This is a genomic window from Pseudomonas sp. FP215, from assembly GCF_030687795.1.
Taxonomy (GTDB): domain Bacteria; phylum Pseudomonadota; class Gammaproteobacteria; order Pseudomonadales; family Pseudomonadaceae; genus Aquipseudomonas; species Aquipseudomonas salmasensis.
Window position 1 is genome coordinate 3,756,662 of the sequence record NZ_CP117447.1, and the last position, 15,407, is coordinate 3,772,068.

The window sequence follows — 15,407 nt, forward strand, 5'->3', positions numbered from 1 at the left end:
AGGTGAGACATAACGAGCAACACAGAAAAGGCCCGGCTCCACGAAAAGCCAGGCCTTTTCTTTTTCTCGCTCCACCCTGAAACAACTCGCTCAAAAGGTGGGAGCTGGATCGCCTGCGAAGGCGGCCGTTCAATCGACACAGAAGTCGAACCTGCACCCCACAGGTAACCACGATGCGAAGCGAGTCGCTCTTGATCTGCTTTTGATCTTAGGCGCCCCGTTAAACCACGCTGGCCGGAATTCGACAGGGATTTGGGGGGTAAACCGGCAGGGATGCCGGTTTAGCCGCCCCGCGCCATGGATGGCGCGTGGCGGCGGCCCCCCAAATCACTGGCGGATTACGGGCACACCGAGCCTAAGCGAGGTGCCGAGTGGTGGGGCAAGAGCGTTTTGCTTACTTTTGCGCTGTTCAAAAGTGAGCCGCCGTCAGGGCGGAACCCTAGGTGGCCGTTACCTAAATAACGGATATGTACCCGGTCCAACTGTGTTGACTGTTAGGCCGCCTTCGCGAGCAAGCCCGCTCCCACAGTTGGATTGTGGCGTGTCAGGTAGAAAAGTCTCGGCTGGCAGGCCGACATCGCAGGCAAGCCAGCTCCCACATTTGCTCTCATTGCCTGTCAGCATGCGGCACCGCGAACACCGCACTCGCCCGCAGCACCACCCGCTCCTCCACCTGCAAACTCAACGTGGCAAACGCCATCTGCCGTCCGCGCTTGTGGCTTTCCAAACGCACCACCATCCACTCCCCTACCTGCACGGCGCCCAGGTAATCCACGGTCATGCTAGCGGTAATCAACGGCAACGGCGGCTCACTGGAAAACGCCATGGCATACCCCATGCCGATATCGGCCAGCGTCGCCAGCACCCCACCGTGCACCGTACCGCGCCCGTTGGCGTGACGATGATCGGCGCGCAGGCCGACTTCCAATTGCAAACCTTCGCCACGGCAATACGCCGGGCCGAGCAGTTCCAGCAACGGGCTGCTGCGCGGTAATGGGACAAAACCTTGGGGGACGGTCTGAGCGTTCATGGTGGTTGCTTCCCTGGTATGAGGCTTGAGATGTACGCCAGCCTCGACCCGGCAGCCACCACCATCAGCCGGGCAAATCCCGGGCAATGCTTTGCGTTAATGGGCCAGACCCGCTTTAATCTCGCCCAATTTCTTCCGCACATTTCAAGGAAACGCCATGCGCCACCTGGACGGCAACTCCCACCCGCTTCGCGCGCCGCTGTTGCTCTTGCTCGCCGGCCTGGCCTTGGCCGGTTGTTCCCCCAAGGACCACTCTCGCGCCACCGTCATCAATGGCGAACAGGGCAAGGCCGGGGCACAACTGGCTTATGAACATGAATTGACCCTGGCCCTGCCCGGTGCCCTGCTTTCGCCGCGCATGCAGGCCACTCGCGAGGCGTGTGAAACGGCGCGCTTTGGCGCCTGCAATATCCTGGGCATTACCGAAGACAGCCAGGGTGGCCAGATCATCCTGCGGATCGCGCCCACGGGTGTGGAGCCGATGGTCGCCCTGGCGGCCGAGGGCGGTAAGCTCGGCCAGCGCATCACCACTGCCGAAGACCTGGCCGATGCCGTGGCGGATGTGCGCCGTCGCCAGGACCGTCTGCAAGCCCAGCAGCAACGCCTCGACGAACTGGCCAAGCGCAAGGACATCACCGTCAGCGACCTGATCGTCCTGAGCAAAGAGCAAGCCGGTATTGAAAACGAGCTGCAGGAATTGGCCCAGGTTGCCGCCGGCCAGCAACGCCGTCTCGACACCAACCGCGTGACCTTGAACTTCCGCTCCTCCGACGGCGCCAACCAGGTGTCAAGGTTCACCCGGATGTTCAGCAACCTGGGAGACAACCTGGTGAACGGCACCGCAGACGCCCTGGAACGCGCCAGCTATGTGCTGCCCTTCGTGATCCTGGCGTTCCCGGTGGTGTGGTTGTGGGTGGGCTTGTGGCGCCGGTTCGTCAAGCGCCGCGGTTGATCAGCGCTTCAGGCAGCGCTGGTAGCGCTCATCCACGCGCTTGGCAAACCAGGCCGTGGTCAAGTTGCGGGTGATCTTCGGGCTCTTGAGCACTATACCCGGCAGGATCGCCCGTGGCAGCGGCTTGCCGGCCGCCTGGTCGGCCAAGGCGAAGACGCGCTTGTACAAGGTGGTGTCCTCGAAATCCAACTGCTCGCCCTGCTCCAGTTGGCTGCGAATGCTCGGGTTGCGCATGTCCAGTTTCGCCCCCAGTGAACGCACCGCCAGCTCGGTGGTGCCGGGCAGCAAGGAGCCATAGCGAATCAAATCCCCATCCAGTGCAAGCTCTTTGCCTGAAACACGGCTGACCGCGGCCTGGAACGCGGCATTGCGGCTGGCGTACCAACCGGCATTGAAATCGGCAAAGCGGTACAGCGGCTGGTCGTAGCTCACCGGGTAGCCGAGCAAATGGGCGATGCCGAAGTACATACCGCCGCGACGGGTGAACACTTCACGGCGAATCGTACCGTCCACCGTGTAGGGATAACCCCGCGCCTGTTTCTGCGCAAAGTCGATACTGACCTGCATGGGGCCTGCGGTGTGTACCGGGTTGAACCCGCCAAACAGCGTATTGCCCAGGGGCACCATGCTGATGAAGTCATCGAAAATGCCGCTCAAATCCCTCTCCGTACGGGCGGCATTCAAACGGTCGGCGTAGGTTTTGCCGGTGGGCGAGCGCAACTGCAAGGCGCTGCGCACCACGAAGGCGGGCACATGCACCTTGCCGGCGCGGCGCAGGATTTCATCCTGGGCGATCTTGCCCATACCGGGCACCGGCGGGTCGACCTGATAGGTGGACTCTTGCTCGGTCACCGCCAGTACCGCACAGATGTTTTCGGTGCTGGGGTAGATTTTCTGGGTGTCGAAGGCGGTATAGATGTCCTGGGCCCAACCGTTACGGTCCGCGACCTTGGCCGGCAGCAGGCGCACGATCTGCGCCTTCACCTCGGCTTCACTGCGCTCGGGCTGCTGAGGGCCACGGGAAGTGGAACAACCGGCCAGTACCAGCAAAGGAATGAGGCAGAGCAGCAGACGCGTTGAATACATGGGGCTTCCTTGGTTAACGACAGACCGGGCAGTGCAGATATCGACAGGTAAGTCTAACCGGGGTTCGTCGGCATGCCGAACCCCGTGCCTGGCAGTAACTGAAACATCCCACACAACTGCCGGATAAGCTCTACTCCTCACCCCGGCAAACCTCTGCAAAGTCCCTCGCCTGATCAAACAGTGCGAGGGAGTGCAGATGGTTTTTTTCGTGACGCGTGCGGTTGACGGGGCCGACAGTTGAACCCGGCCATTGGCAGGCTGGCGCTGACGCCAATGAACGTGGAAGCGGTCGACGTTGAAGGCGTCTTCCGTGACTTTCGCGATTGCTTGAACACCTTTGACGAGTGGGCCAAAAGCTTTTGGAGCTTCTCGGCACTGGAAGTCGAACAGGTGTTCAAGGTCGGCGATGACGTCGCACTGGTTGCACCGATCAATCGTTCCCTGTTCCCCAGCAGTACCGTCGCCACGTGCCAGGCCACAGGTACCTTGACCCTGGTGCATATGTTCCAGAGCACCAGGTTCGTGCCCATCGGCAACACGCCAGTGGTGGTGCAACGCGTTGATCCACACGGCGGCCCGCTGGGCGAGCCCCTCCATAAGACCATCGGCCCCAGTGGCATCCTCGAAGTCACCGAGTGTGATCGCAACCAGCAATACCGGGTGAGTTTCTACCCCAACGTTTCCCAGGATCACGTCCAGGCGCTGTATGCGTCCTACCAGTCGGTGATCGCTGCACTGGAAACCCGGCTGCGCAAAGAGTGGACCGACACCTTCCAAGCCCAGTGGAAAAACTACACAGACTCCCGCCCGCTGGAACGGCGCCGCCTGCTGGAAGCGGCTTTTGCCAGTGGGTTGGGCAAGGCGCTTTACAGCCTGTGGGACAACATTGGCGAGCTGTCTGCGCTGCTGGCAGACCTTAAGCCCAATAGCGAAAAGCTGCTGCACTACCTTTCGCAAGCTGAGCTCGATGAACTGCTGACCCTGGGCAGTGACTCGATCGCCCAGGGCTTGTTGGTGCTCAGTGATGAGCCGCTGCTGTTTATCTACCTGTCGGCGCTGGTCAGCTGGATGCGCATGCTCCCGCCTACGGAGATGGCGGAACTGTGGGGTGAAATCACTGGTGAGGTGCTGATCAATCTGCTGCTGATTCGCGTGTTGGGTGCGATGGGCGTGGTGGTGCGATTGGGGGCTCGTCTGCTCAGTCACGTCAAGTCCGGGCGGGCGCGGGCGTTGTTAGAGATGTTGGCCAAGCAGGTGGCGGGGCCTCGGCTGGAGACGCATGTTGAGGTCGCCAAACCAGTGTTGCTGAGCAGTGCGACGACGCCGGTCAAGGCAGTGCCGGTGGTGCCGTTGAAGGCTGGCGACACGCTGGTTTCGAACCCGGTGCCGATGGTGCGTGGCAAGACCCAGCGCACCACGTTGGTCCGCCAGGAGCCTGTCGATGATGTGCCGGCTGTGGCGTCGAATCCTAAGGGGGATGCGGCGGCGCCAGCGGACAAGACCGTTACCCACGGTTGCCCGGTGTCGATGGTCACGGGCGAGGAACTGCTGACCCTTACCGATGGTGCGTTGGACGGGATCTTGCCGTTTGAATGGACGCGGCTGTACCGCACCAGCGCGGTGGAGGTCGATTGCGGGTTGGGGTTTGGTTGGAGCCATGCGCTGGCCCATCGGCTGGTGGTGTCGGGCGATTCGGTGGTGTGGACTGACCATGAAAACCGCTCGACTACCCTGCCCTTGCCCACCGATTCTCGACCCGCGATCACCAACAGCCTGGCCGAAGCGGCGATCTATTTGGGTTCGGCGCCTGGTGAACTGGTACTGGCCCAGGCCTCACGTTTCTATCACTTTCGCGATGGCGTACTGGTCTCGATCAGCGATGCGTATGACAACCGCCTGCGCCTTTGCCGGGACCGCTCAGGGCGGATTGAGCGGCTGGATAACGGTGCTGGCCGTTCGTTGCTGTTGCGTTATGAGTTGGGTCGCATCGTCGCGGTGGACTATCAGGTTCATCGTGCCAAAGGGCGTGAGCCCTACGTGTGGGAGACCGAACAGAACGTTGTTTCCTACGCCTATGACGAACACGGACGACTGGTTTGCGCGACCAATGCTGTCGGTGAAAGCGAGCGCTATCGGTACGACGATCAGCACGTCATTCTGGAACGCCAACTGGCCGGTGGTGCGAGTTTCTTCTGGGAATGGGAACGCGCGGGCAAGGCGGCGCGCTGCGTGCGGCATTGGGCGAGTTTTTCGCAGATGGACACGCGTTATGCCTGGGGCGATGACGGGCGCGTCACCGTGCATAACGCCGATGGTAGCCAGGAGGTGTATGTCCATGACCAGCGGGCGCGGTTGGTGCAGCGCATCGATCCGGACGGCGCTCAGCATTACAAATCTTACGATGACAAAGGCCGGCTGACCGTCGAGCAAGACCCGATGGGCGCGGTGACGGCCTATCAATATGACGACGCTGGACGTTTGGTGGCGCTGTTTCCGGGGGATGATGAGCCGACTTCCTACGAGCATGACAATGGGTTCGTACGGGTTGTACGGCGTGGTGAAGCGGTCTGGAAATATGAGCGTAATGACCAGGGCGATGTCATTCGCAAGACTGATCCCGATGGCCATTCGACTGACTACAGCTACAACAAACAGGGGCAACTGACCGGGGTTTGGTACCCCGACAGCAGTTGCCATCGGCTGGTGTGGAACGAGCGCGGGCAGTTGCTTGAGGAGCAATTGCCCCATGGTGGGATCAAGCGTTATCGCTATGACGATCTGGGTCGACAGATTGCTCGTGAGGATGAACACGGCGCGCAGACCGTTTATGAATGGGACAGCGTCGGTCGGCTGATTCGCCTCGTCTTGCCAGGCGGCGCCACCCGCGAATACAGCTACAACCCCTACGGCAAAATCATCGCCGAACGCGACGAACTCGGCCACGTCACCCGCTACGAATACGCAGACGGCCTGCACCTGATCAGCCGCCGCTTCAACGCCGACGGCACCCAGGTCAACTACCGCTACGACAACGCCCGGCTGCTGCTCACCGAGATCGAAAACGAAGCCGGCGAAACCTACCAACTCGACTACCACCCCAACGGCCTGATCCGCCAGGAAACCGGCTTCGACGGCCAACGCACCGCCTACGCCTACGACCTCAACGGCAACCTGCTGGAAAAGACCGAATACGGCGACGATGGCAGTCAGCTCATCACCCGCTACCAGCGCGATTACGCCGGGCGACTCGTCCGAAAAACCCTGCCCGACAGCAACGTTGTCGACTACGCCTACGACCGCCAAGGCAACCTCCTCAGCGTCGAAGACGGCCACTGGGCGTTGGCCTACGAATACGACCGCCAAAACCGCCTCACCGCCGAACACCAAGGCTGGGGCACCCTGCGCTACGGCTACGACGCCTGTGGGCAACTGAAAAACCTGTGCCTGCCAGACAACAACCGCGTCACCTTCAACCACGACAAAGGCGGCCACCTCGCCACCGTCGAACTCAACGGTGAAGTACTCACCTCACATCTATTCAACAGCGGCCGCGAACACCAGCGCCAGCAAGGCCAACTGCTCAGCCATTACCACTACGACGACCAACACCGGCTACACGCCCACGCGGTGACGCAGCAACAAAACCACCTTTACCAACGCCAATACGACTACGACAAAAGCGGCAACCTCACCCGCCTGCTCGACACCCGCAAAGGCGAACACCGCTACCACTACGACCCCCTCGCCCGCCTGACCCGCGCCGACCACTCCCAAGACGTACAGGAACGCTTCGGCCACAACCCCGCCGGCAACCTGCTCATGCAAGACCGCCCCGGCCCGGACATCGTCGCGGCCAACCGCCTGATGATCCAGGGCGACCGCCATTACGACTACGACGCCTTCGGCAACCTCATCCGCGAACGGCGCGGCAAAGGCCAGCAACTCGTCACTGAGTACCGCTACGACTGCCTGCATCGGCTCATCAGCGTCACCCAACCCAACGGCCAGACCGCCAGCTATCGCTACGACCCTTTTGGACGGCGCATCAGCAAGACCGTGGATGACATAACCACCGAGTTTTTCTGGCAAGGCGACAAGCTGATTGCCGAGCACCATGCTGACTGCCATCGCAGCTACCTCTACGAACCCGACAGCTTCCGCCCACTGGCGCTGCTGGAAGGCTTCGGCCCACAGGCCACAACGCCCTACCACTACCAACTCGACCACCTCGGCACCCCGCAGGAACTGACCAGCCCCGAAGGCGACATCGTCTGGTCCGCCCACTACCGCGCCTACGGCCAGATCGCCCGGTTAGATGTGGACAAAATCGACAACCCGCTGCGTTTTCAAGGGCAGTATTTCGATGCGGAAAGCGGGCTGCACTACAACCGCCATCGCTACTACAATCCGGATATTGGTCGTTACTTGACGCCAGATCCAGTGAAGCTGGCGGGTGGGATCAATGGGTACCGGTATGTGCCCAATCCCACGGGGTGGGTGGATCCGCTGGGACTAAGCTGTAAAAAAACAAGCTGCCCTGAAGGGCCTTATAGCGTAATCGTTCCAGGAGGAGGTTTAGCCGCACATGAGGCGGCAGGAGGACATCTTATGCAAAAGCATGTCGGTAGAACTGATCAACAATTGCTTGACCGCTTGAGACAGGAACCACATATCCCGGCAGCCTCTACTTTTCATGATCGCGCAACAGCTGAACTCGCCATTTCAAAGGTATTGGATAACAATCAAGACAAAATCAAAGACTTCCTAGAAGGAAACAACCAGCAGATAGTCATCACTCAACCATCCCCAGAGCCAATCGGCACAAGTTTCAAAAAGAACACTACGACACCTGTACCCGGAAAAGAAATTTACTTAATTATTCGCAGAGACCAAAAAATGCATACTGGATATCGAATTCACACAGGGTTTCCAAACCCATGAATAAGGACTACCCCGAGCTGCAGCAATTTCTTGCAGGGTACTTCAATCAAGATTGGGTTGATGATCATAAAAGCGCAAACGACGTAATTGATTTTTTTATTTCGGAGTCGTCTGAAGAGACGATGACAATAGTGCTATCAGAGCTAGAAAAACTAGTGTCAGCCAAAAAAACAGAGCAAGATCTTCAAGACTTTTTACTCTCTGATATCGGCTGTTATTACTATTACCCTAATGAATGGAGTGATGGGGAAACGTGGTTAAACCATGTTGCGTTAGTACTAAAGAACGCCATTAAATAATTTTCTTGCCGAGATACGGGGCTGCTATGCAGCCCCACGCAAGCAAGCTCGCTCGCCACAGGTTCAGCGACGCTCTTAAATCCCCGCCAACGCCAAATCCATCGCAAAATACGTAAAGATCAAATCCGCCCCCGCTCGCTTGATCGACCCCAACGTCTCGCGCACCACCCGGTCCTCATCAATCGCCCCGGCCTGTGCGCCGAACTTGATCATCGCGTACTCACCGCTCACCTGGTACGCCGCCACCGGCAGGCGCGAGGCCTCGCGGATGTCGCGGATGATGTCGAGGTAGGCACCGGCTGGCTTGACCATCAGCGCATCGGCGCCTTCCTGTTCGTCCAGCAGTGATTCGCGCACGGCTTCGCGGCGGTTCATCGGGTTCATCTGGTAGCTTTTGCGGTCGCCCTTGAGCGCGCTGCCGCCGGCTTCGCGGAAGGGGCCGTAGAGGGCCGAGGCGAATTTGGTGGAGTAGGCCATGATCGGGATGTGGGTGAAGCCCGCGTCATCCAAGGCACGGCGGATGGCCTGGACCTGGCCGTCCATCGCCGCTGACGGAGCGATCACGTCGGCGCCGGCGCGGGCGGCGGCCACGGCTTGTTTGCCGAGGTTGACCAAGGTCGCGTCGTTGTCGACATGGGCACCGTGCATTACGCCGCAGTGGCCGTGGTCGGTGTATTCGCAGAAGCAGGTGTCGGACATCACGATCATTTCCGGCACGGCGTCCTTGATGATCGAGGACATGCGCGAAACCAGGCCGCGTTCTTTCCAGGTGTCGCTGCCGCTGGCGTCGAGGTGGTGGGACACGCCGAAGGTCATCACCGACTTGATGCCGGCGCGGGCGTAACGCTCGATCTCACCGGCGAGTTTTTTCTCGGGGATGCGCAACACACCCGGCATGCTGGTGATGGGCACGAAATCGTCGATTTCTTCTTCGACAAAAATCGGCAGTACCAGGTCGTTGAGGGTGAATTCGCTTTCCTGGAACAGGCCACGCAGCTCCGGGGAGCGGCGCAGGCGGCGTGGGCGGGCTTGGGGGAACTGGCTGGTCATGGCAATCCTGAAAAATGGCTGAACACTTTGGGGCGAAAGCTTATGCCCCCAAGTCCTGGCAACACAAACGCCGAGGGGCCAATAGTGTATTGCCAGGCGCGTAACAATTCATTGATCTACAGCTGTAGACGCCCCTCAATGCACAACGCCACGGCGCCGCCCACCCAGATTTCATCGCCCTGGCGCTCGATATAAATACGCCCCGCTCGCCCGATCGCCGTGCCTTGGCTGACCACGTAACGGTTGGGCGCCAGGCCTTCAGCGAGGAGCCATTGGGCCACGCCGGCATTCAAGCTGCCAGTGGCCGGGTCTTCGGCGGCGCCATCGCCAGCGACAAAAGCGCGCACTTCAAATTGCGCGTCCACCGCGTCACGCGTGGGGTCACAGGGGGCGATCACCCCTACGGCCAACCCTTGTAGCTGCGCGTAGTCTGGGCGCAGGCCCAGCACGGCATCACGCTCAGCCAGCATCACCGCCAGCCAACCGGCACCATTGTCGACCCACTGGCTGCGCAAGATAGCCTCGGGCGCCAGGCCCAATGCCAGGCGCACGCGCTCCAGCAACGGCGCCTCCACCGGGCCGGCACGCAGCAACGGCGGCGCGATAAACGCCAGTTCATCACCCTGACGGCGAATACGCACCAAGCCGATTTCGCACTCCTGGATAATCTCCTCGCCACGTGGCACACCGCCAGCCTGCAACCAGGCGTGGCAACTGCCCAAGGTTGGATGCCCGGCGAACGGCAGCTCTTTGAGGGTGGTGAAGATTCTTACCCGATAGTCAGCACGTGGGTCGCGCGGCGTCAGTAAAAACGTGGTTTCGCTGAGGTTGGTCCAATTGGCGAAGTCCGCCATCTGCTGGTCGGTGAAGCTATCCGCGCCCAACACAACGGCCAAGGGGTTGCCTTTGAGCGGCACGCTGCTGAAGACATCCAGTTGTTGAAAATCGAAAGTCGGCATGCTTCAGCTCGGAATGTTCAGGCCACGGATCACCGCCGGACGTGCGACAAAGCCGTCCAACGCGCGCAGTACGTTAGGGAAATCGGTAATGCCCACCAGGTCACCGGACTCGTAGAACCCAATCAGGTTGCGAACCCACGGAAAGGTCGCAATGTCGGCGATGCTGTACTCGTCGCCCATGATCCAGGTGCGGCCCAGCAGGCGCTTTTCCAGCACGCCCAGCAAGCGCCGCGATTCGGCGGCGTAGCGGTCACGCGGGCGCTTGTCTTCATACGCCTTGCCGGCGAATTTGTTGAAGAACCCCAGTTGGCCAAACATCGGGCCAATGCCGCCCATCTGGAACATCAACCACTGCAGGGTTTCATAGCGGGTGGCCGGGTCTTCGGACAGCAACTGGCTGGTTTTTTCCGCCAGGTAAATCAGGATCGCGCCGGATTCGAACAGCGCCAGCGGCTGCCCGCTCGGGCCGTTGGGGTCGATGATCGCGGGGATCTTGTTGTTGGGGTTCAGGGACAGGAACTCGGGTGACAACTGGTCCTGGGTGTCGAAGCTGACCTTGTGCGCCTCGTAAGGCAGGCCCAGTTCTTCGAGCATGATCGATACCTTGACGCCGTTGGGCGTGGGCAACGAATACAGCTGCAGGCGTTCCGGGTGCTGGGCAGGCCATTTGCTGTTGATCGGGAAAGCGGCGAGTGCGTTCATCGAGAACCCCCTGGACGGAAAGTCCCCATGATAGTCATCTGCCTGCCGTCGTGCATGGGTCATCGTTGCGCAACATTTGCCGGATAGAATCCCGCGTGGGCGAACCAAAGCGCCCGAATGCACTCTTAAAGAGCGCCCGAACAATGAAAGGAGGCGCTTTGCTCTATCGACAGGGAACACCGCAGGACGCTGATGCGTCACTGGGGCCGGGCTTGTCCGCCTTAACCCGACGCACGAAGACTCGAACCTATCATGAAGATCAAGCCTCTGCGCCTTGTGCCACGACTCAAACGTTATTCCTACATGGTGTTGCCGCTGCTGCTGGTCAGCGCCGCCATCGTCACCGCCCTGGACGCCCGTGAAAGCCGCGCGCAGCCGGTCGATGGCGTGCAAACCCTGGTATTCCTGCGCCATGGCGAAAAACCGGCCGGTGGCCTGGGCCAACTCAATTGCCAGGGCCTGAACCGCGCCATGAACCTGGCGACCCTGTTGCCGGAAAAGTTCGGCAAAGCCAACTATGTGTTCGCTGCCAACCCGACGCGCAATGTCGAGGAAGGCGAACTGGATAACTCCTACAGCTACATTCGCCCCTTGATCACCATCAGCCCCAGCGCGATCAAGCTCGGCCTGCCGGTAAACATCGAGTTTTCAGCCAATGACACCAGCGCCCTGGCCGAAGAACTGGTCGAGGACAAGTACCGCAACGCGACGATCTATACGGCCTGGTCCCATGGTTACTTGCCAGAACTGATCAACAAAGTCGCCAGCGAAGCAGCCGGTGAAAAACACACCATTACCGATGATTGGTCGGGCAATGACTACGACTCCCTGTACGTGCTGACACTGACCTGGCACAACGGCAAGGCTTCGCTGCTCAGCCGCAACTATAAGCAAGGGCTGAATAACGGTGGGGAAAACTGCCCGGACCCGACCCAGGTCAGCGCAGATATCTGAAGCTTGGGCCGCAGGGGCGTATGATGCCAACCTATCGACTCACCTGCGGATCCTCTCCATGCCCAACCTCGCTTCCACCCAGCCCAGCCGCGGCTGGGCGTTCTGGTGCAAACCGGCCCTATTTCTGTTGGTGGCCTGCATCGGCCTCTATTATGTGAAGTGGTCGCCCTACTACCTCAAGGCGTTTGTAGCGGCCGATAACCACAGCATTGGCGCCTCGATTCTCAATGACCAGCAAAGCTCGCCCCTGGCGGCGGCGCTGGCTTATGCCCAGGTGTATTTCCTGGCCATCTGGAAAGCCGCCGTACTGGCGGTGATCCTCGGCTCGTTGCTGCAAGTGTTGATCCCCCGCGACTGGCTGCTGCGCCTGTTTGGCCGCGCCGGGCTGGGCTCGACCCTGCGCGGTGGGCTGTTCGCCCTGCCGGGGATGATGTGCAGCTGCTGCGCGGCCCCGGTGGCGGCGGGCATGCGCCGCCAGCAGGTGTCGGTCGGCGCGGCGCTGGCATTCTGGATTGCCAACCCGGTATTGAACCCGGCCACCCTGGTGTTCATGGGCTTTGTGCTGGGCTGGGGTTTCACCGCGTTGCGGCTGGTGGCGGGGATTGTGCTGGTGGTGGGCGTGTCCCTTGTGGCACAGCGCATTGCGCGCCCGGACCAAGTGCCGGAAGCCGCACTGGAAGCCGTTGCCGACGTGAGTACGGTGGAATCGCAACCGTTCCTGAGCCGCTGGTTGCGCACCCTGTGGCAGCTGTTCTGGAGCACTATCCCGGTGTATATCCTGGCGGTGCTGATCCTCGGCGCGGCGCGGGTGTGGCTGTTCCCCCATGTGGACGGGGCGATGGCCGACAGCCTGGTGTGGCTGGTGCCGCTGGCGATTGTGGGCACGCTGTTTGTGATTCCGACAGCGGCAGAGATTCCCATCGTACAAACCATGATGGCCCTGGGCATGGGCACCGGCCCGGCCGTGGCCTTGCTGATGACCCTGCCGAGCGTGAGCCTGCCGTCGCTGTTGATGCTGCGCAAGGATTTCGATGCGCGGGTGCTGGTGACGGTGGCCGGGTTGACCATGCTGGTGGGGGTGGTGTGTGGGTTGATTGGGGCGGTGATTCTTTAGATTTTCAGTGGGGCTGATGGCCTCATCGCAGGCAAGCCAGCTCCCACCTTTGTATGTATTCACACTTCAGAAGGTGGGAGCTGGCTTGCCTGCGATGGCGCCCCAAAGGTCACCCCACCCGAGCTGCCCGCTCACGCAAATACTCCACCACCGCCCCCTGCTCCCCGGCAAACTCGATACGCGCGCCCTTGCTCTCGCGCTGGAACGCATACATCGGGTCGTAATACTCCCGCAGCAAGCCTTCAATCCATACCCGGTGCAGGTCCACTGCGCCGCTGCGTGCCTGTTCGGCCAAGGCGTCCTGCAATACCGCCTGCAACCGCTGGAAACGCTCGCCCCCCAGCCGCTTGTAAATATTGGCCAGACTCTGGGTCAGGCGCTCGGCAAACAACCCCTGGCCGGCATCACCAAACACGCCAATGAACTCGGCGCACAGGTCGACCACGTAATCCTTCAGGATGCGCTCGACGCGACCTTCGACGCTGTCCTCCAGCCACACCATCGGAAACGTCTGCATCCCCTTGTGCAATGGCAGTGGCAGCGCACAACTGCCGATCATACGGCTCTCGTCCTCGACCACAAACTGCTCGATACCGCCTGCGCGCTTCTTCAGCAAATCCACGGCCAGGCGGTTTTCGAAGTCGATATTGGAGGGTTGCGCCGTGGCGCGCTTGCCGAAGCTGGAGCCGCGATGGTTGGCGTGGCCTTCCAGGTCCAAGGCATTGCGCAGTTGGCCGAGCACTTCGGTCTTGCCGGTGCCGGTCATGCCGCCCAGCAGTACGAAGTCACACTGGACGGTCGCCTGCTCCAGGGTCTCCAGCAGGAAGGTGCGCATGGCCTTGTAGCCACCGCCCACGCGGGGGTATTCGATGCCCGCTTCGGTTTTCAACCATTGCTGCACGATCTGCGAACGCAGCCCACCCCGAAAGCAGTACAGGTAGCCATTGGGGTTAGCCTGGGCAAACTGCGCCCACTGTTCGATGCGTTCGGCCTTGATCGCCCCGGACACCAGTTCATGCCCCAGTACGATTGCCGCTTGCTGGCCTTGCTGCTTGTAACAGGTGCCAACCCGCTGGCGCTCATCGTCGGTCATCAGCGGCAGGTTGATCACCCCGGGGAACGCGCCCTTGGTGAATTCGACCGGCGCGCGGGTATCCATCATCGGCCGGTCATTGAGGAAAATGTCGCGGTAATCGGTGATGTCCGTCGCCATCAAATCACCTCAACCGCGTTGGTCTGTCGCTCCAGCAGTTCACCGATAGGCTCAAGGGCCAGGCCCAGTTCGGCGGCCACGGCGTGAAACTCGGCATCACCTTCGGGGGTAACGGCGATCAGCAGGCCACCGCTGGTTTGCGGGTCGCACAGCACGCGCTTGTGCAGCTCCTGCACACGCCCCAGCTTGCTGGCGTAGCTCTCGAAGTTGCGCAAGGTGCCGCCGGGCACGCAGCCCTGGTCCAGGTAATACTCAACCCCCGGCAAGCGTGGGACTTTTGCATAGTCGATGCGGGCCGTCAGGCCACTGCCGTCGGCCATTTCCACCAGGTGGCCAAGCAGGCCGAAACCGGTGACATCGGTCATGGCCGTCACACCGGCCAACTTGCCGAAACGGCTGCCCGGCTTGTTGAGGGTACACATCCAGTCACGCGCCAGGCCGATATCCGCCTCGCGCAGCTTGCCCTTCTTCTCGGCGGTGGTGAGGATGCCGATGCCCAAGGGCTTGGTCAGGTACAGGCGGCAACCGGCAGTGGCCGTGTCGTTACGCTTCATATGGCGCTTTTGCACAATGCCGGTCACGGCCAGGCCGAAGATCGGCTCCGGCGCGTCGATGGAATGCCCGCCCGCAAGCGGAATGCCAGCGGCGTCGCACACGGCCCGACCGCCGCGAATCACTTCGCGGGCAATCTCCGGGGCGAGCACGTTGACCGGCCAACCGAGAATGGCGATGGCCATCAAGGGGTCGCCGCCCATGGCGTAGATGTCGCTGATGGCATTGGTGGCGGCAATGCGGCCGAAGTCGAACGGGTCGTCGACAATCGGCATGAAAAAGTCCGTGGTGGACACCACGCCGCGCTCGTCGTCGATGGCGTATACCGCCGCATCGTCGCGGGAGGCATTGCCCACCCACAGGTTGGGGTCGAGGTTCTGTGCACCGCTGCCCGCAAGGATCACTTCCAGCACCTGGGGCGAAATCTTGCAACCGCAACCCGCACCGTGGCTGTACTGGGTAAGGCGAATCGGCTCGTTCATGGGGGACCTCAAGCTATCAAGTGGGCCGATTCTAGCAGACAGCAAAAGGCCGGCTGGGCTCTTGTGAGCACAG

General features: G+C 61.0%; 12 protein-coding genes. 5 read left to right on the forward strand and 7 right to left on the reverse strand.

All coding sequences use genetic code 11. The features are described 5' to 3' along the window. Positions 1 to 607 precede the first annotated feature (607 nt). On the reverse strand, positions 608 to 1,030 hold the full coding sequence (locus PSH76_RS16820; RefSeq protein WP_044273557.1) for a PaaI family thioesterase: 423 nt from the start codon (positions 1,028 to 1,030) through the stop codon (positions 608 to 610). Between the two features lie 157 nt (positions 1,031 to 1,187). On the opposite strand from PSH76_RS16820, the gene PSH76_RS16825 reads away from it, so the two are divergent. Then, positions 1,188 to 1,982, forward strand: a complete 795-nt coding sequence (locus tag PSH76_RS16825) for a DUF4349 domain-containing protein (protein ID WP_305492623.1) — start codon at positions 1,188 to 1,190, stop codon at positions 1,980 to 1,982. On the opposite strand, the gene PSH76_RS16830 is transcribed toward PSH76_RS16825, so the two are convergent. After that, positions 1,983 to 3,068, reverse strand: a complete 1,086-nt coding sequence (locus tag PSH76_RS16830) for a DUF1615 domain-containing protein (RefSeq protein WP_032892469.1) — start codon at positions 3,066 to 3,068, stop codon at positions 1,983 to 1,985. Positions 3,069 to 3,341: 273 nt separating this feature from the next. On the opposite strand from PSH76_RS16830, the gene PSH76_RS16835 reads away from it, so the two are divergent. Further along, positions 3,342 to 8,009 carry an RNase A-like domain-containing protein gene (locus tag PSH76_RS16835; RefSeq protein ID WP_305494473.1) on the forward strand — a complete coding sequence of 1,556 codons (4,668 nt, stop codon included), beginning with the start codon at positions 3,342 to 3,344 and terminating at the stop codon, positions 8,007 to 8,009. Further along, complete coding sequence (locus PSH76_RS16840) at positions 8,006 to 8,308, forward strand: contact-dependent growth inhibition system immunity protein (protein WP_305492624.1); 303 nt, start codon at positions 8,006 to 8,008, stop codon at positions 8,306 to 8,308. The genes PSH76_RS16835 and PSH76_RS16840 overlap by 4 nt, the downstream gene beginning before the upstream one ends. A gap of 75 nt (positions 8,309 to 8,383) precedes the next feature. On the opposite strand, the gene hemB is transcribed toward PSH76_RS16840, so the two are convergent. From hemB to PSH76_RS16855, 3 genes are all read right to left on the reverse strand, one after another. After that, complete coding sequence (gene hemB, locus PSH76_RS16845) at positions 8,384 to 9,358, reverse strand: porphobilinogen synthase (protein ID WP_016977356.1); 975 nt, start codon at positions 9,356 to 9,358, stop codon at positions 8,384 to 8,386. A 116-nt stretch (positions 9,359 to 9,474) separates the two neighbouring features. Further along, positions 9,475 to 10,317 carry a PhzF family phenazine biosynthesis protein gene (locus PSH76_RS16850; RefSeq protein WP_098952057.1) on the reverse strand — a complete coding sequence of 281 codons (843 nt, stop codon included), beginning with the start codon at positions 10,315 to 10,317 and terminating at the stop codon, positions 9,475 to 9,477. A 3-nt stretch (positions 10,318 to 10,320) separates the two neighbouring features. After that, positions 10,321 to 11,019 (reverse strand): glutathione S-transferase N-terminal domain-containing protein, encoded by a 699-nt coding sequence (locus PSH76_RS16855; protein WP_032892475.1) that lies wholly within the window; start codon positions 11,017 to 11,019, stop codon positions 10,321 to 10,323. A 252-nt stretch (positions 11,020 to 11,271) separates the two neighbouring features. Between PSH76_RS16855 and PSH76_RS16860 the strand changes: the two genes are divergently transcribed. Both PSH76_RS16860 and PSH76_RS16865 read left to right on the forward strand, forming a co-directional pair. Beyond that, complete coding sequence (locus tag PSH76_RS16860; RefSeq protein ID WP_019817513.1) at positions 11,272 to 11,973, forward strand: hypothetical protein; 702 nt, start codon at positions 11,272 to 11,274, stop codon at positions 11,971 to 11,973. A gap of 58 nt (positions 11,974 to 12,031) precedes the next feature. Beyond that, entirely contained in the window at positions 12,032 to 13,087 is a 1,056-nt protein-coding gene (locus tag PSH76_RS16865; protein WP_056788363.1) for a permease, read from the forward strand. Positions 13,088 to 13,196: 109 nt separating this feature from the next. Here the strand turns inward: PSH76_RS16865 and mnmH are convergent, their stop codons facing one another. After that, the gene (mnmH, locus tag PSH76_RS16870; protein ID WP_305492625.1) at positions 13,197 to 14,300 is read right to left on the reverse strand and encodes a tRNA 2-selenouridine(34) synthase MnmH; all 1,104 of its coding nucleotides are present in this window, start codon (positions 14,298 to 14,300) and stop codon (positions 13,197 to 13,199) included. Then, positions 14,300 to 15,334 (reverse strand): selenide, water dikinase SelD, encoded by a 1,035-nt coding sequence (gene selD, locus PSH76_RS16875; RefSeq protein ID WP_020302053.1) that lies wholly within the window; start codon positions 15,332 to 15,334, stop codon positions 14,300 to 14,302. The genes mnmH and selD overlap by 1 nt, the downstream gene beginning before the upstream one ends. Positions 15,335 to 15,407 lie beyond the last annotated feature (73 nt).